Origin of the sequence: Stenotrophomonas sp. TWI1149 (assembly GCF_039673155.1) — a bacterium.
GTDB classification, from domain to species: Bacteria; Pseudomonadota; Gammaproteobacteria; order Xanthomonadales; family Xanthomonadaceae; genus Stenotrophomonas; species Stenotrophomonas maltophilia_AA.
In genome coordinates this window covers 92,218-107,891 of record NZ_JBDJLB010000013.1, presented here as the reverse complement: position 1 = coordinate 107,891, position 15,674 = coordinate 92,218, and the positions used below count along the sequence as shown (strand labels likewise).

At 68.2% G+C, this 15,674-nt stretch carries 13 protein-coding genes and 1 riboswitch; of the genes, 5 read left to right on the top strand and 8 right to left on the bottom strand.

Annotation, left to right across the window (positions count from 1 at the left end; all coding sequences use genetic code 11):
- Positions 1 to 5 precede the first annotated feature (5 nt).
- Together ppc and ABE424_RS15335 are read right to left on the bottom strand one after the other, a co-directional pair.
- Positions 6 to 2,717 (bottom strand): phosphoenolpyruvate carboxylase, encoded by a 2,712-nt coding sequence (ppc, locus tag ABE424_RS15340; protein ID WP_346491341.1) that lies wholly within the window; start codon positions 2,715 to 2,717, stop codon positions 6 to 8.
- 249 nt (positions 2,718 to 2,966) lie between these two features.
- Positions 2,967 to 5,498, bottom strand: coding sequence for a prolyl oligopeptidase family serine peptidase (locus tag ABE424_RS15335; RefSeq protein WP_346491342.1), 2,532 nt, complete (start codon positions 5,496 to 5,498; stop codon positions 2,967 to 2,969).
- Between the two features lie 126 nt (positions 5,499 to 5,624).
- Positions 5,625 to 5,714, top strand: a riboswitch (S-adenosyl-L-homocysteine riboswitch).
- A 35-nt stretch (positions 5,715 to 5,749) separates the two neighbouring features.
- Here ABE424_RS15335 and ahcY point away from each other — a divergent pair.
- From ahcY to ABE424_RS15320, 3 genes are all read left to right on the top strand, one after another.
- Positions 5,750 to 7,195 carry an adenosylhomocysteinase gene (gene ahcY / locus ABE424_RS15330; RefSeq protein ID WP_176990380.1) on the top strand — a complete coding sequence of 482 codons (1,446 nt, stop codon included), beginning with the start codon at positions 5,750 to 5,752 and terminating at the stop codon, positions 7,193 to 7,195.
- Between the two features lie 222 nt (positions 7,196 to 7,417).
- Positions 7,418 to 7,891 (top strand): Cys-tRNA(Pro) deacylase, encoded by a 474-nt coding sequence (gene ybaK, locus ABE424_RS15325; protein ID WP_346491343.1) that lies wholly within the window; start codon positions 7,418 to 7,420, stop codon positions 7,889 to 7,891.
- A complete protein-coding gene (locus ABE424_RS15320) occupies positions 7,891 to 8,406 on the top strand; it encodes a hypothetical protein (protein WP_346491344.1) in 516 nt (171 codons plus the stop codon). The genes ybaK and ABE424_RS15320 overlap by 1 nt, the downstream gene beginning before the upstream one ends.
- 188 nt (positions 8,407 to 8,594) lie before the next feature.
- Here ABE424_RS15320 and ABE424_RS15315 read toward each other — a convergent pair whose 3' ends face one another.
- The 5 genes from ABE424_RS15315 to ABE424_RS15295 form a co-directional block, all read right to left on the bottom strand.
- Positions 8,595 to 9,152 (bottom strand): DUF3228 family protein, encoded by a 558-nt coding sequence (locus ABE424_RS15315; RefSeq protein WP_176990384.1) that lies wholly within the window; start codon positions 9,150 to 9,152, stop codon positions 8,595 to 8,597.
- Between the two features lie 54 nt (positions 9,153 to 9,206).
- A complete protein-coding gene (locus ABE424_RS15310; protein WP_346478286.1) occupies positions 9,207 to 9,947 on the bottom strand; it encodes a LytTR family DNA-binding domain-containing protein in 741 nt (246 codons plus the stop codon).
- On the bottom strand, positions 9,944 to 11,014 hold the full coding sequence (locus ABE424_RS15305; protein WP_346491345.1) for a histidine kinase: 1,071 nt from the start codon (positions 11,012 to 11,014) through the stop codon (positions 9,944 to 9,946). The genes ABE424_RS15310 and ABE424_RS15305 overlap by 4 nt, the downstream gene beginning before the upstream one ends.
- Positions 11,015 to 11,034: 20 nt before the next feature.
- The gene (locus ABE424_RS15300) at positions 11,035 to 11,955 is read right to left on the bottom strand and encodes an alpha/beta hydrolase (RefSeq protein ID WP_346491346.1); all 921 of its coding nucleotides are present in this window, start codon (positions 11,953 to 11,955) and stop codon (positions 11,035 to 11,037) included.
- A gap of 121 nt (positions 11,956 to 12,076) precedes the next feature.
- Complete coding sequence (locus tag ABE424_RS15295) at positions 12,077 to 12,967, bottom strand: TIGR01777 family oxidoreductase (protein WP_346491347.1); 891 nt, start codon at positions 12,965 to 12,967, stop codon at positions 12,077 to 12,079.
- Between the two features lie 125 nt (positions 12,968 to 13,092).
- Between ABE424_RS15295 and metF the strand changes: the two genes are divergently transcribed.
- Both metF and ABE424_RS15285 read left to right on the top strand, forming a co-directional pair.
- On the top strand, positions 13,093 to 13,920 hold the full coding sequence (gene metF, locus ABE424_RS15290; protein WP_346491348.1) for a methylenetetrahydrofolate reductase [NAD(P)H]: 828 nt from the start codon (positions 13,093 to 13,095) through the stop codon (positions 13,918 to 13,920).
- Between the two features lie 50 nt (positions 13,921 to 13,970).
- On the top strand, positions 13,971 to 14,537 hold the full coding sequence (locus ABE424_RS15285; RefSeq protein ID WP_346491349.1) for a hypothetical protein: 567 nt from the start codon (positions 13,971 to 13,973) through the stop codon (positions 14,535 to 14,537).
- Here the strand turns inward: ABE424_RS15285 and ABE424_RS15280 are convergent.
- On the bottom strand, positions 14,527 to 15,486 hold the full coding sequence (locus ABE424_RS15280; protein WP_346478291.1) for a Nudix family hydrolase: 960 nt from the start codon (positions 15,484 to 15,486) through the stop codon (positions 14,527 to 14,529). The two genes, ABE424_RS15285 and ABE424_RS15280, sit on opposite strands and share 11 nt — an antisense overlap.
- Between the last annotated feature and the right edge of the window lie 188 nt (positions 15,487 to 15,674).

Genomic DNA, 15,674 nt, shown 5'->3' with positions numbered 1-15,674 from the left:
ATGGGTTACCCGGTGTTCTGTACGCCCTGCGAGACACCATTCACGCAGGCCACCAGCGCACGCAGCACGTCATCGTCTTCGCCCCCGCTGTCGCGCCAGCGCCGCAGCAGGTCCACCTGCAGCACGCTGATCGGATCGATGTAGGGGTTGCGCAGCCGGATCGACAGCGCCAGGCGCTGGTCGTGCTGGAGCAGCTCGTCCTGCCCGGTCAGCGCGAGGATCCACTGCGAGGTGAGCTCGAGTTCACCCCGGATCTGCGGGAAGAAGCGGCCATGCAACGCGCCGGACAGCTGCGAGAACTGCTCGGCGATGGTCAGGTCGCCCTTGGACAGCACCATCGCGATGTCGTCCAGGAAGGTGCTGAAGAACGGCCAGTCGCGCGCCATCTCTTTCAGGATGTCTTCGTGGCCAGCGTCGATCGCCGCCTGCAGGCCACTGCCGACGCCATACCAGCCCGGGATCACCGCACGCGCCTGGCTCCAGGCGAACACCCACGGAATCGCGCGCAGGTTGGTCAGCGCGGCATCCTCGCCCAGACGGCGCGAGGGGCGTGAGCCCAGGGTCATCCGCTCGATCACGTCGATCGGCGTGGCCAGGCGGAAGTACTGCATGAAGTCTTTCTGGCCGACGAAGGCGCGGTATGCATCCGCACTCTTCTGGGCGATCAGGTCCATCACCGGGCGCCACTGGTCCTCGCGCGGCTCTGCTGCGCGCGGGCGCAGGCTGGAGCGCAGCACCGCACCGGTGGACTGCTCCAGCGAACGCAGCGCCAACGCGCGGATGCCGTACTTGCGGTGGATCACTTCGCCCTGTTCGGTCACGCGCAGGCGGCCATCGATGCTGCCGCGCGGCGAGGCATCCACGGCATGCGTGGTCTTGCCGCCACCACGGCTGATCGAGCCGCCACGGCCGTGGAAGAAGGTCAGCCGGATGTCGTTCTCGGCGGCGACGTCCAGCAGTTCCACCTGGGCGCGCTGCAGGCCCCAGCGCGAGGCCGCGATACCGCCATCCTTGCCACTGTCCGAATAGCCGAGCATCACCATCTGCACATCGCCGCGCGAGGCCAGGTGCGTGCGGTAGACCGGATCGGCGAGCAGATCACGCAGGGTCTCGGTGCCGCGCTTGAGATCGTCCACCGTTTCGAACAGCGGGGCGATGTCGAGCGGCACCGCGCCGGCGTCATCCACCAGGCCACCGCGGCGCGCCAGCGCGAGCACGGCGAGCACATCGCTGCGGTCATGCGCCATCGAGATGATGTAGCTGCCCAGCGCGTCGGCACCGTGCCGGTGGCGTGCATCGGCCAATGCCGCGAACACCGCATCCAAGCGTTGTCCGCCCTCTTCGCTGCTCGCCGGCAGTGCCTGCTCGCCACTGGCGAACGGGGCCAGGCGTGCCGCGCGGGTAACCGCATCGGCGGCGTCCCAGGCGTCCTGCCCATCCAGCACGCTGGCCAGCGCGCGGCCATGCACGCTGGATTCCTGGCGCACATCCAACCGCGCCAGGTGGAAACCGAAGGTGCGTACCCGCCACAGCAGGCGGCGCACCGCGAAGCCGCCGGCGTGGTCGCCCTTGTTGTCGTGCAGGCTGCGCAGGATCAGCTCGATGTCGTCGGTCAGTTCCTGTGGCGATGCATACGCACCGTCCGCATCCTCCATCGTCGCCTGCACGCGCGCACGCATGCGGTCGTTGAGCAGGCGATAGGGCATGTCGGCATGCCGCGGCCGCGAGGTCACCTTGGGCAGCAATGCCTTGTAATGGTCGACGCGGGCCTGGAGTTCATCGCTGACCGCTACCCGTTCGGTGGACTGGCTGAGCAGGCTGGCCAGCTGCAGCAGGTCTTTCTGGTAGCGGCCGAGCACGGCCTGGCGCTGCGCATCGAGCGTGTTGCGGATGGTGCCGGCATCCACGTTCGGATTGCCGTCCATGTCGCCGCCCACCCACGTGCCGAAGCGCAGCAGGCGTGGGAGCGGCAGTTCTTCGCCATACGTATCCAGCAGCGCCTGCTGCAGCGATTCGTACAGCACCGGGATCACCCGGTACAGCACCTGCACCAGATAGAAGCCGACGTGTTCGCGCTCGTCTTCCACGGTCGGGCGCACCGGCGAAGAATCGGTGGTCTGCCAGGAGGCGGTCAGCGCCATGCGGAAGCGCGCGGCATCGGCGGCGGCTTCACCCGGCGTGCGCTGGCCGTCGAGGTTGTCGACCAGGCTGGCCACCATCAACTGCTCTTTTTCCAGCAGCGCGCGGCGGACCGCTTCGGTCGGATGCGCGGTGAACACCGGCTCGATGTCGATGCGCGGCAGCCACTCGGCCAGTTCGGCCAGGGTCACGCCCTGCGCCTTGAGGTTGACCAGTGCATCCTGCAGGCCATCCGGCTGCGGCGTAGCAGTACCGGCGCGCTGGTACTCGCGTCGGCGGCGGATGCGGTGCACGCGCTCGGCGATGTTCACCACCTGGAAATAGGTACTGAACGCACGCACCATCGCTTCGGCGCGCGCCGGCGGCAGGCCGGTCAGTGCATCGTTGAGATCGGACAGGGGGGCGTCGCTTTCGCGGCGGGCAATGGCGCGCGTACGCACCTGTTCCACATCATCGAAAAACTGCGTGGAGACCTGCTCGGCGAGCAGGTCGCCGACCAGTGCGCCGAGTCGGCGTACATCGTCACGCAGGGGAATATCGGGAGTGGCAAAAACGATGCTGCTACGGTACTCGTTCATCTGCGACGCACTGGCCTCGGGAACGGAATCCGCTCAAGCCTACCCCACATTGGGGTCGTTGCTGCGTCGCGCAAATAGTTACATCTGGTAGTGCCGGCCGCTGGCCGGCAGGTGCCGATCATTTCTGGTACCGGCCAACGGCCGGTACCTACCCGTCATTTTCCGTGCCGGCCAACCGGTCGGCATCCACGATCATGATCTGCATCGGCTCGTAGCCGGTCCCGCCGCGGCGGGACCGGCCGGGTGTGGTCAGCGCTTCTTCTTGACCGGCTTGCCCTCGCCGACGGTCTGCTCCAGCCAACGCTCGCTTTCCGCCAGCATGGTCATGATCGATTCGCGCGCGCGGTAGGCATGCGATTCGTTCGGGAGCATCACCAGCCGCGAGGTGCCGCCCAGCCCCTTCACCGCGGCGAACATGCGCTCGCTCTGGATCGGGAACGTGCCGGAGTTGTTGTCGTCCACGCCGTGGATGAAGAGGATCGGGTCCTTGATCCTGTCGGCGTAGTTGAACGGCGACATCTTCTGGTAGACGTCCTGCGCCTGCCAGTAGTTGCGCTCTTCGGCCTGGAAGCCGAACGGGGTCAGCGTGCGGTTGTACGCGCCGCTGCGGGCGATGCCGGCCTTGAACAGGCGGGTGTGCGCGAGCAGGTTGGCGGTCATGAACGCCCCATAGGAATGGCCGCCGATCGCGATGTGCTCACGATCGGTCACGCCACGCCGCACCACTTCGTTCACGGCCGCCTCGGCATTGGCGATCAGCTGCGGCAGGTAGGTGTCGTTCGGTTCCTTGTCGCCCTCGCCGATGATCGGCATCGACGGGCTGACCAGCACCGCGTAACCCTTGGCCAGGAACGCCTGCGGGCCCCAGTAGCTGATCGCGTTGAAGCGGTACGGCGAATCAGTGACCTGGCTGGCGGCTTCCGCCGTCTTGAACTCGCCCGGGTAGGCCCACATCAGCAACGGCAGTGGACCGTCCTTCTTCGCGTTGTAGCCCGGCGGCAGCATCAGCGTGGCGGTCAGGTCGACGCCGTCGTTGCGCTTGTAGCGGATCTGCTCCTTGCTCACCCCACGCAGCTGCGGCAGCGGGTGCTGGAAATGGGTCAACTCCGTCGGTGCCGCGGTGGCATCGGCCAGCGACTGCACGTAGAAGTTGGCCGGCTCATCGGGCGATTCACGGGTCAGCAGCAGCGAGGTGCCTTCCTGGTCGAGCAGTGCCACCGGCGCGGCATAGGACGGGGCCTGCGAGTGGAACAGGCGCGTGGTCTGCTTGCTGTCCAGATCGAAACGGTCCACGAACGGACGGTCGCCTTCCGGCGAGGCACCCAGCCCGTACAGGAAGATGCTGCGGCCATCGGCACTGACCTGCAGACGCGAGCGACCATTGACGTCGCGCACCAGGCCCGGGCGGCCCGGGTCGTTGTAGCGGTCCTGCGAGGACCGCGCCGACAGCAGCTCGGCCGCCTTCTCCGGCTGGTCCGGTGCGATCCGCCACTGCTTGACCTCGCGGTTCTTCCACCACGATTCGTTGAGCAGGGCCAGATCGCCACGGCCCCACTGGATGCCCGCATAGCGGCTGCCCAGCTGCGCCAGCGTGACCGGCGGCGTGTCGAAGGGGGCGGCCTGCATCAGCACCGCATCGCGCACCTTGGCCTCGCGGTTCGGGTCGCCGCCGTCCTGCGCTTCGGCCCAGACCAGGGTCGCCGGCGCATCGGCGCGCCAGTCGATCCGGCGCACGCCGGTAGCCACCGCGTCGTTGCCGGTCGGCAGGCCTTCCTTCAACGGCAGGTTGGCCACGGTGTGTTCGAGCTTGCCGTCCAGCGCGGACAGCACTTCGATGCGACGCGCGAACGCAGTCGCCGGCACCAGGTAGGAGTACGGGCGCACGACGCGCTCGCTCAGCAGGTAGCGGCCATCCGGGGAAAGGGTGACATCCCAGTAGACCCCACCGGTGGACAGCGGCGTAGTCACGCCGTTGAGCGCGACCTTGGCCGGCTGCGCGCTGGCGTAGTAATCGAACAGGCGCGCGTCCGCCTCGTTCTTGAGCATGTCCTGGTAGGTGCGGATCGTGCGGACACCGGCGTCGGCCTCGGTCTGCTGGATCGCCGGGCCGGTCGGAATGCCGCCGGCGGCCGGCGCCGGACCCTGGCCCTTGAGCTGCTGCATCACCAGCAGGCCGCGGCTGTCGGGCTGCCAGCTGTAGCCATCGCCCATCACCGTGTTCAGATCACCTACCAGACGGCGCGCCGAGCCGGCATCGACATCGACGATCCACAGCTCATTGGTCCCGGTGGCGGCGTGCACCTGGTTGAAGGCGATGTACTTCTGGTCCGGCGACCAGGCGAAGGTGGCGATCGACAACGGCTGCGGCAGTCCGGTGATCTGACGCTCCTTGCCGTCGGCCACGCTCATCAGCCACAGCTTGTCGGCGAAGCTGAAGCGGCTGGCCGAATGCGTGGCCGGGTTGATGCGCAGGCCGGCCAGCTTCAGTTCGGGCTGGGCGACGTCGTTGATCGACGGCAGCGGCGGGGTCTGCAGCAGCGCGGCCAGGTCACGGCGCGGGGACAGGCTCAGGGTCGGGGCACGCAGCGCATCGACCACGGCCTGCAGGGCCGGCGACGGCAGCTGGTAGCCGCCCTGATCGCCCTTGGCGGCCACGGCCTGCGCGGCGGTCCTGGCGGCCGGGGCGGCGGACAGCGCCAGCGGCGGCACCGCCAGCAGGGCCAGGCCGAGGATCAAGGTATGGCGCCATTGCGGTGCGCGTCGACCATGGTTGCGTGTCATGTTCCGTCCCTATGCTGATACAAACCCCCGACCTTAACAGCCGGGCGCCGATCGCCCCCCTGCCGATGGTTGGGGGCAGGGACCGATTCATGCCAATGCAGCGGGCCGCGATATAATGGGCGACCCTCCACCGAGGGGCGCTGCGACCGTTCCGGACCTTGTCCGGGGGCGGCCAGGCTCGGTGGCCAGGATTGGTTCCAACGGCGCCCGGCGAACACGAGTATCAACTCGTCATTACACCGGAGCTTTGAATGAACGCTGTTGCCAAGACCTTCTCCACCGAAGGCGATTACAAGATTGCCGATATCTCCCTGGCCGATTGGGGCCGCAAGGAGCTGGACATCGCCGAGCATGAAATGCCGGGCCTGATGTCGATCCGCCGCAAGCACGCTGCCACCCTGCCGCTGAAGGGCGTGCGCGTGACCGGCTCGCTGCACATGACCATCCAGACCGCGGTGCTGATCGAGACCCTGAAGGACATCGGCGCCGACGTGCGCTGGGCCTCGTGCAACATCTTCTCGACCCAGGACCACGCCGCTGCGGCGATCGCCGCGTCCGGTACTCCCGTGTTCGCCTGGAAGGGCGAGTCGCTGGAGGAATACTGGGACTGCACCCTGGACGCGCTGACCTTCACCCTGCCCGACGGCACCCTGACCGGTCCGGAACTGGTGGTGGACGATGGCGGCGACGTGACCCTGCTGATCCACAAGGGCTACGAGCTTGAAAACGGCAGCACCTGGGTCGATGAAAAGGCCGCCTCGCACGAAGAACAGGTCATCAAGAACCTGCTCAAGCGCGTGGCCAAGGAGCGCCCGGGTTACTGGGGCCGCGTGGTCAAGGACTGGAAGGGCGTCTCCGAAGAGACCACCACCGGCGTGCACCGCCTGTACCAGCTGGCCCAGGCCGGCACCCTGCTGATCCCGGCGATCAACGTCAACGACTCGGTCACCAAGAGCAAGTTCGACAACCTGTACGGCTGCCGCGAGTCGCTGGCCGATGGCCTGAAGCGCGCGATGGACGTGATGCTGGCCGGCAAGGTCGCCGTGGTCTGCGGCTACGGTGACGTGGGCAAGGGCTGCGCCGCTTCGCTGCGTGCTTACGGCGCGCGCGTCGTGGTCACCGAGATCGATCCGATCTGTGCCCTGCAGGCCGCGATGGAAGGCTTCGAAGTCAACACGATCGAATCCACCCTGGGCCGTGCCGACCTGTACGTCACCACCACCGGCAACAAGGACATCATCCGCATCGAGCACCTGAGCGCGATGAAGGACCAGGCCATCGTCTGCAACATCGGCCACTTCGACAACGAGATCCAGGTCGATGCGCTGGTCGGCTTCCCGGGCGTGCAGCACGTCAACATCAAGCCGCAGGTGGACAAGTACGTCTTCCCGAACGGCAACGCGATCTTCCTGCTGGCCGAAGGCCGCCTGGTCAACCTGGGCTGCGCCACCGGCCACCCGAGCTTCGTGATGTCCAACTCGTTCGCCAACCAGACGCTCGCGCAGATCGACCTGTGGGCGAACAAGGACAGCTACGAGAAGAAGGTGTACCTGCTGCCGAAGAAGCTGGACGAAGAAGTCGCGCGTCTGCACCTGGAAAAGATCGGCGTGAAACTGACCACCCTGAGCCAGGAACAGGCCGATTACATCGGCGTGCCGGTGGATGGTCCGTTCAAGCCGGAGCATTACCGCTACTGATCGGCATGCCGGTCCAGTTGCGTTGAAAACAGACGGGCGCCGAAAGGCGCCCGTTTTTGTTGGGTTGAACGCCGTCACGACCAACGGTCGTGACCTACCAGGTGGCGGACATTGACCGTTCGTCGGCGCGCAGAACACGGTAGGTACCGACCGCTGGTCGGTACGGCTGTTCCGATAGCCTGGGTCAAGCCGACATGCCGGACCCCACGCTACGATGCCGCCATGACCCCCGCCATCAATCTATTGAAGAAGTCCGGCATCGCGCACAGCGTGCTGGCCTATCACCATGACGCCGCCGCCGAATCCTACGGTGGCGAGGCAGTGCAGCAGCTTGGGCTGGATCCGGCGCAGGTGTTCAAGACGCTGCTGGCAAGCACCGAGACGCATGAGCTTCTGGTGGCGATCGTACCGGTGAGCGGCACCCTGGACCTCAAGGCACTCGCCGCCGCGGCCGGCTGCCGGAAGTGCGGGATGGCCAACGCCGAGGCGGCGCAGCGCGCGACCGGTTACCTGGTCGGGGGCATCAGCCCACTGGGGCAGAAGAAGAAGCACCGCACCTTTCTTGATGCCAGCGCTCAGGCCTTGCCGACGGTGCATGTCAGTGCGGGTAGGCGTGGGCTGGAGGTGGCGCTGGCACCGGCCGATCTGCTGCAGCTCACCGGCGGATGCTATGCCGCCATCGGCAAGGCCCGGTGATGCGCTGGCCTTTCAACCGGGACTCAGTCGCCCCCACCGAGGGACCTGGCGCGCAGCACCTGCAGGCACTGCTGTCGTCCGAGCCTGACCGCATCTACAGCGCAGCCTGCGCCATCGCCCAGCTCCGTGATCCGGCCGAGTTGGACGCGCTTTCGCCGTGGGTCGAACGGATCGAGCGCGCCACCGCGCACATCGCGCTGGGTGGCGCCCTGTTCGCCAATAACCACCACCTGCAGTTCGCCCTGCGCCGGCTGCGCTTCTGGCGGGAACGGGCCGGTTGCCTGTGTGTGCTTTACCCACACTACCCGTTCTTCGATCCGCGTCGCGAGGCCACGCGCGGGCACGTGGTCATCGATGCCATAGGCGAAGCCGAGGATGGCTGGGGTGAGGCGCATGCCGTCACCTGCGTGGACTGTGCAACGCACTGGCTGGCCACCGACCGCGAGTATCACTACCCTTGGTGGGAGTGGAAACTGGCGCTTCCCACCGTGGAGGGAACCCCAACGCATGCGTGATTTCATCGCCGCTGCATATCGCCCCGGCGTCTCCGCCGGAGGACGTGGCCGCATTCGCCGCGATGCTCCGGCGCATGGGCATCCAGGCGGACGCTTCATACACCTGTAGAGCCACGCCATGCGTGGCTGCGTCTCGCCCGGGTCCGCGTGCAGCCACCCATGGGGTGGCTCTACAGGGGAGGCGTGCGTTAGGGACGCCAGTTGGCGTTGCGGTCCCAGAACGTCACCGCGCGCTGATACGCCTCGCGATCCAGCGGCACGCCCGAGCCGCCCTCTTCCACGCCCAGCGCATTGCGCATCATGGTGATCGGCGCCATCGGCACTTCTTCCGGTTCGGCGGTGTAGATGCAGCCGACGATGCCCCAGTCCGCGTCGATGGGCGAGCCTTCCTTGGCCAACTGCCCGGCGCTGTACAGGATGACGACCAGGTAGTTCGCGCGCGGCGATTCCACGCCCTCGAACCAGCGCACCAGCACCGGCAGTTCCTCGCGGTTGCGCGCTTCATACCCGCTGCGCAGCTGGTGGCGGTTGGCCTCGGTGATCGGCACGGTCAGGCAGCGCGTGGAGGTCCAGTTCTCATACACATGCAGCTTGCAGAACGGCGCATAGCCATCGAGCACCTTGAACGGCGCATGCGTGTTGAGGTGCTGTTCGAACTGCTCGGCGCTGCAGTCCTGGATGGTGTTGCCGCGCGGGACACGCGGGAACAGGCGGGGACGGGCGAACGCAGTGAGGACGATGGACATGGGCACGGTCAGGCGATGGAAATCCCGCACAGGGTAACGCGTGCGGCACGCGCCCTACAGCGCCAGCCGCTCACGCAGCTCGCGCGCCTGCCGCCGCGAGACCTCGACCTGGCTGCCGTCATCCAGGGTCAGGTCGTAGCCATCGCCCAGGGATGGCTCGATCGCCCGCACGCGACGCAGGTTGACCAGGGTGTTGCGGTTGGCGCGGAAGAACAGCGCCGGCGACAGCCGCGCTTCCAACGTACTGAGGCTGCGTGCCAGCACCGCGTTCTGGTCGCGGAACCACAGCCGCGCGTAGTTGCCGTCGACCACGACCTTGCGGATTTCGCCCAGTGCGACGAACCAGCAGCGCTCGCCGTCGCGCAGGAACACCTGATCGTCGGCGCCCAGCGCATCGCGAACACTGTCCGTCGCAGCGGGGGCGGCCGGCGCCGGGAGGCGCTCCCGACCGCGCTCCAGCGCCGCCTGCAGGCGGCCTGCCTCCACCGGCTTGACCAGGTAGTCGAGCGCGTTGGTTTCGAAGGCGCGCACCGCGTACTGGTCGTAGGCCGTGACGAACACCACCATCGGCACCGTCTCCAGTCCGTCGAGCACGTCGAAGCCTTCGCCCGAGGGCATCTGCACATCGAGCAGGACCAGGTCGGGCTGCTCGCGCAGGATCGCCTCGCGTGCCGCGGGCACGTCGTCGGCCTCGCCGACACACTCCACCCACGGGATCGCCGCCAGCAGGGTGCGCAGCTCGCGGCGCGCCAGCCGCGCATCGTCCACGATCAACACGCGCAGTGAAGCACTCATTGCTGCACCTCCAACCGGGCCAGCATGCGCTCGCCCTGATGCTCCAGCAGGAACCTGCCCCGGCCGGAGGACGATGGCACCGCATCGATGCCAAGCTGCGCGCGCAGGTAGGCCAGCCCGATGCCGTGGCCTTCGCTGCCGGCGTCGTGCGCGGCGGGATTGTCCACCTCCACCCGCAGCCGGCCGCCCTCGAGGTACGCGCGGAGATGCAGCTCGCCACCGCCGGGATGGACCGCGATGCCGTGTTTGATCGCGTTCTCCACCAGCAGCTGCAGCGCCATCGGGGGCAGCCGCGCGGACAGCGCCGCCGGATCGATGTCGGTGTGCACCCGCAGGCGGTCTTCGTAGTGGATCGCCTCCACCGCCAGGTAGTCCTGCACCACGCGCCACTCCTCGGCCAGGGTGACCCAGCCGCCGTCGGTATGCACCAGGGCGTGGCGCAGCGTGCTGGATAGATGGGTGACCATGTCGCGTGCCCGTGCCGGATCTTCGTTGATCAGCGCGCGCAGGTTGTTGAGGGCATTGAACACGAAGTGGGGATTGAGCCGCGCACGCAGCGCCTGGTGCTCCAGCGTCGCCCGCTGCGCTTCGGCGCGCAGCTGCGCCATCTCGCTGTGCCGCGCACGCTGCAGCGCGCGGCGGCCGGTCCACAGCGCGCACCACACGCCCAGCACGATGGCGGTATTGAACCAGTAACCGAAGACCGCGGCCGGGCGATAGTTCGCACGCTGTCCCGGCAGCTGTACCCAGTCCCAGGCCAGCGCGGGCAACAGCGCGGTGGCGGTGAGCAACTGGGTAGCCGCCGCCACGATCACCACCGCGAGCAGCAGCCGCCACGTCAATCCAAGGAGATCGCGCTGCAACCAGTCATGCCGCAGCGCCCAGCCGCGGATGAACGCGCTGCCCGCCCACAGGGAAAGCGACACCATCACAGAGATCAGGACGATGCCGGACCAGTGCCCTCCATAGGTGAACCCGAGCAGCAGGCTCACGCCAAGGTAGACCAACCAGAACGCGCTGTTGCGCCACCAGAAACCGGTATCGCGTGCTGTCCGCTTCTCGCTCATCGTCTCCACGCTGCTACCGGTCAGGGCGCTGCAGGCAGATCAAGGAAGCCCCGGATCTGCGCCTGCAGCCAGCGCGGATCATCCCACATCAGGAAGTGGTAGCCGGCGCGGCTCATCTCGATCCGCACGCCGGGCAGCGCGGCGTACTGGGTCGCAAACACCTGCCGCGTGCTGGCTTCGGTCGCACCGAACGGCTGAAAGGCCGCCCACGCGCCCAGCACCAGCACCGGCGTGGTGATGCCGGCGATCGGCTGGCGCAGGTCGGTCATCGTCATCGAATACATCGCGTTGGCGGTGGCGGCGCGGTCACTGTCGCGTCCCCATTGCTTCAAGGTCGCGACCTGCCCGGGGGCGTGCGCCATGTTGGCGACCGCGGCATCGGTCTGCGCCGCGTACTGCGTGGCGTCGGCAGCGAGCATGTCGGCCCGCATCTGCTCGGCGATCGGCTTGAGCGTGGCCGGCGTTGCCGCCGGATTCTGGACCGCGCCGAAGTACGGCAGGGCATCGACGATCACCAGTGGCCCGATCTTCCGGGGCGCCGCGATCGCCATCTGCAGCGCCAGCACCCCCCCGAGGCTGTGGCCGATCACGGCCGGATGATCGAGCTTGCGGTCCGCGCTGTAGGCCAGCAGGCGGTCACGCATGCCGCTCAGGAAATCATCGCTGGCCACGGCAGGCGCACCGGCAAAGCCCGGCAGTTGGATCAGATGGCATTGCACCTGCGGCTGCAGCGCGACGCAGGTCTCGCGCCAGACCTCGGCGCCGCTGTTCAGGCCCGGGATCATCAGCAGCGGCCGGCCACTACCGATCACCTCGACCTGCAGATCCTGAAAGCGCTCGGTCGCCGCGTGGGCCGGGCTGACCAGCGTGGCCCATGCGGTGAGGGCAAGCGCGGCCAACGGCGCGAGGGAGTGGATACGGTGGTGGCGGACGGTCGACATGGCAGGCTCCTGCGGGGTGAGCAGGGAGACTGGCGCGGGTCGAGGCGGCGGGGGTAATTACATGAGCAGCGGCCGTGGACAGGCGATGAGCGGTCGCGTGAGGCGGATGAACATCCGCGCCTCAGCGTTCCGGCGCGCCCACGATCGCCTGCAGCGCCTCCGGCAGCGTCGGATACTGGAACGCAAAGCCCTCGGCCAAGGCGTGCGCCGGCTGTACGTTCTGTCCGGTCAGCAGCAACCCGGCCATTTCACCGAAGCCCAGCTTCAGCGCGAAAGCCGGCGTGGTCAACCGCGCGGGACGATGCAGCACCTCGCCCAGCGTGGTGGCGAAGGTCCGGTTGGTGACCGTGCCGGGCGCCGTGCCGTTGTAGGCGCCGCGCGCCTGATCGCGGGTCAGCAGCCACAGGATCATCCCGACCAGGTCTTCTCGATGGATCCAGCTCATCCACTGCCGGCCATCGCCCATCGGCCCGCCGAGCCCCATCCGGAACGGTGGCAGCATCTTCAGCAGCGCGCCGCCCTCTCGTTCGAGCACGATCCCGGTCCGCAGCACGCAGGTGCGCACGCCGAGGTCCTCGGCCTTGAGCGCCTCGGCCTCCCATTGCCGGCACAGCATCGCCGCGAAATCGTGGCCGGGGGAGGCCGTCTCATCCAGCGGCGCACTGTCGCGGGGGCCGTACCAACCAATCGCCGAGCCGGAGACCAGCACCTCCGGCCGTTCGGGCAGCGCGGCCATCCAGGCCAGCAGCGCCTGCGTCGTGCCGATCCGGGAATCGCGCAGCGCCTGCTTGCGTGCATCGGTCCAGCGGCCGTCCATCAATGGCTCGCCCGCCAGATTGACCACGGCCTGGACGGGGCCGACCTCCGCCAGCGCCGCAACGCTGCGTACGCCCGGCCGCGGGTCATGGCCGGGGCGGCGGGTCAGGACGATCGGTTCGTGGCCGTCGGCCAGCAGGCGCGTGCACAGGCGGCGTCCGATGAACCCGGTGCCACCGGTGACGAGAATCTGCATGGTCGTGCTCCGTTGAAGTTCACGGTCACTGTACCCGGCGCCATGTGCAGACGACATGCCACGCACTTCACATTCATCGCGATGAAGAGATATGATTCACCCACACCCGCCGACGCGCCCCGCCCATGACTGCCATCAGCTTCGAGTTCTATCCGCCCAAGACCGACGAGCAGCGTGCCCAGCTGGACCGGACCGCGGCCAGGCTCAAGGTGTTCGCGCCGGAATATGTGTCCTGTACGTTCGGTGCCGGCGGCTCGACGCTCAGCTACACCTCCGAGACCGTCCGTCACCTCAAGCAGCACCATGGCTTCGACGCGGCTCCGCACCTGTCCTGTGTCGGTGGCAGCCGCGAGGAGATCCGCGAACTGCTCAAGCTGTACCGCGCGATTGGTTGCCGCCGCATCGTCGCCCTGCGCGGTGACCTGCCTTCCGGCATGGGCCACCCCGGCGACCTGCGCTATGCCTCCGAACTGATCAGCTTCATCCGTGCCGAGCACGGCGATGCGTTCCGGATCGAAGTGGGCGCGTATCCGGAGACCCACCCGCAGGCCAACGACGCGCTGCTGGACCTGAAGCACTTCAAGACCAAGATCGACGCCGGCGCCGATGCGGCGATCACCCAGTACTTCTTCAACGCCGACGCCTACTTCCACTTCGTCGATGCAGTGCGCAAGCTGGGCGTCGCCGTGCCGATCGTGCCGGGCATCATGCCGATCTCCAATTTCAGCCAGCTGCGGCGCTTCTCCGAGCAGTGCGGCGCGGAAATCCCGCGCTGGATCGGCAAGCGCATGCAGGCCTATGGCGATGATGCCGAATCGGTGCGCGCATTCGGTGCCGAGGTGGTGGCCAGCCTGTGCGAACGGCTGGTCGCCGGCGGCGCGCCCGGCCTGCACTTCTACACCCTCAACCTGGCCAAGCCGACCACCCAGGTGCTGAAACTTCTGCGCAGCTGAGCCTGCGACGCATCGCTTGCAGATAACGCGTGCGCCGCTACGCTGCTGCGATGAAACCGCTCGTGTGGCTCCTGCTGTGTGCGCTGTCCCTGCCCTCGCCGCCTGCGCTGGCGCAGGCAGCGCAGCGCGTGAACCGCTGCACCACCGCGCAGGGCGATACCGTCTTCACCGACCGCCGCTGCGATGCACTGGGTGCCACCTCCCGTATGCCCCCGCGCACCGCGAGCGTGGGCAACACCGGCATCTACCGCGCGGGCTGCGCGCGCCGGCTCAGTGAACTGACCGGGCAGATCCGCGACGCGATCAGCGCCCAGGACGTCAACCGGCTGTCCTCGATCTACCTCTGGAGCAACGTATCCAACGCCACCGCGAACCACATCATCGGCCGCCTGGAATCCGTGGTGCAGCGCCCCTTGGTCGACATCGCCCCGGTCTACCCGGATGCCGCCCCGGTGCCGCTCGACCCCGGGCTCGTCGCCGTGGGCACGACGGAGGCACCGGCACGACCGCGGCCGGTCGGGCTGCGGCTCGAACAGACGCTCGGCAGCGCGGCCACCCCGGCCCGCACGGTATTCGGCCTGCGCCGTCAGTACGGCTGCTTCTGGATCACGCTGTAGCCGGCCACAGCGACCGGATCGCCGCGATGCCCTGTGCGCCATGCCGGCGCGCCTCGCCGATATCGCCGGGGGCCATTCCGCCCAGCGCGTACAGCGGCAACGACACCTGCTCGCGCAGCGCCTCGAAGGCCTCCCAGCCCAGCGGCGTGGCGTCCGGGTGGCTGGCCGTCGCCTGCACCGGCCCCAGCACCGCGAAATCACAGCCCAGCCGCTGCGCTGCCTGCAGCTGCGCCAGATCGTGGCAGGACGCCGCCACCAGCTGACCCGCCGGCAGCGGCCGCTCATCCAGCGCGAGCAGCTGCTCACTGCCCAGATGCACCCCGACCCCCAGCCGCCCGGCCAGGTCGATGTCCCGGTTCAGCAGCCACTGGGTGCGCGCTCCATGCTGCTGGATCACGCGCTCGGCCAGCGCCACCCGCGCCGGGCTGGACGGCGTGCGCAGCTGTACCCGGCGCACTCCGCTCTCCAGGGCCTGCGCCAGGCGCCCCAGCCAGGCCTGGTGGACGCTGTCCTCCTCGCCCTCCGGCTCCGGCGTGATCAGGTAGCGGTCCGGCTGCCGCAACGCCGCGACCACTGGCAGGTCTGCCGGCGGCATCGAATACCGGTGCAGCTTGTCCGGCGCCACCCAGGTGATCGCCTGGCCCTCCCGGCCACGCGGCGAGCCCTTCCAGCCCTGGATCCGGCGCACCTCCAGCCGGAGCCGCTTGTCCGGATAGATCTGTGGCACATCCATGATCCACTCACCGACCTCGGCCTCGATCCCCAGCTCCTCGCGCAGCTCCCGCACCAGCGCCTCCTCCGAGGTCTCGCCGGGCTCCCGCTTGCCACCCGGGAACTCCCACAGGCCGGCCATATCGCGGTTCTCGGTCCGACGGTTGAGCAGGATGCGGCCGCGGGCGTCGGTGATGACGCCGGCCACGACATGGATCGAACGAAGGGGAGATGACATACCCGGAGGATGCCCAAACCGGGGCACGTGACGCAATGCCCCGCCGGTTGGTCGTCCAGGCGCGATGTAGATCGTGATGGTGTCTCCGCTGGCGGCTGCCGCGAGCGTGAGGGCCCCGCAGCGACCGGCAGGCCCCTCGGCAAATGTCCCCCGGCCGCCGCCTGGCGGCGACGGCCTCCTCCTTGATT

Excerpts from the sequence above, each read along its gene's own strand:
- ABE424_RS15320 (WP_346491344.1), top strand. The coding sequence starts at position 7,891 with ATGCGCTGGCCTTTCAACCGGGACTCAGTCGCCCCCACCGAGGGACCT.
- ABE424_RS15285 (WP_346491349.1), top strand. The coding sequence starts at position 13,971 with ATGAAACCGCTCGTGTGGCTCCTGCTGTGTGCGCTGTCCCTGCCCTCG.
- ABE424_RS15305 (WP_346491345.1), bottom strand. The coding sequence starts at position 11,014 with ATGAGCGAGAAGCGGACAGCACGCGATACCGGTTTCTGGTGGCGCAAC.
- ppc (WP_346491341.1), bottom strand. The coding sequence starts at position 2,717 with ATGAACGAGTACCGTAGCAGCATCGTTTTTGCCACTCCCGATATTCCC.
- metF (WP_346491348.1), top strand. The coding sequence starts at position 13,093 with ATGACTGCCATCAGCTTCGAGTTCTATCCGCCCAAGACCGACGAGCAG.
- ABE424_RS15310 (WP_346478286.1), bottom strand. The coding sequence starts at position 9,947 with ATGAGTGCTTCACTGCGCGTGTTGATCGTGGACGATGCGCGGCTGGCG.
- ABE424_RS15315 (WP_176990384.1), bottom strand. The coding sequence starts at position 9,152 with ATGTCCATCGTCCTCACTGCGTTCGCCCGTCCCCGCCTGTTCCCGCGT.
- ABE424_RS15335 (WP_346491342.1), bottom strand. The coding sequence starts at position 5,498 with ATGACACGCAACCATGGTCGACGCGCACCGCAATGGCGCCATACCTTG.
- ybaK (WP_346491343.1), top strand. The coding sequence starts at position 7,418 with ATGACCCCCGCCATCAATCTATTGAAGAAGTCCGGCATCGCGCACAGC.
- ahcY (WP_176990380.1), top strand. The coding sequence starts at position 5,750 with ATGAACGCTGTTGCCAAGACCTTCTCCACCGAAGGCGATTACAAGATT.
- ABE424_RS15280 (WP_346478291.1), bottom strand. The coding sequence starts at position 15,486 with ATGTCATCTCCCCTTCGTTCGATCCATGTCGTGGCCGGCGTCATCACC.
- ABE424_RS15295 (WP_346491347.1), bottom strand. The coding sequence starts at position 12,967 with ATGCAGATTCTCGTCACCGGTGGCACCGGGTTCATCGGACGCCGCCTG.
- ABE424_RS15300 (WP_346491346.1), bottom strand. The coding sequence starts at position 11,955 with ATGTCGACCGTCCGCCACCACCGTATCCACTCCCTCGCGCCGTTGGCC.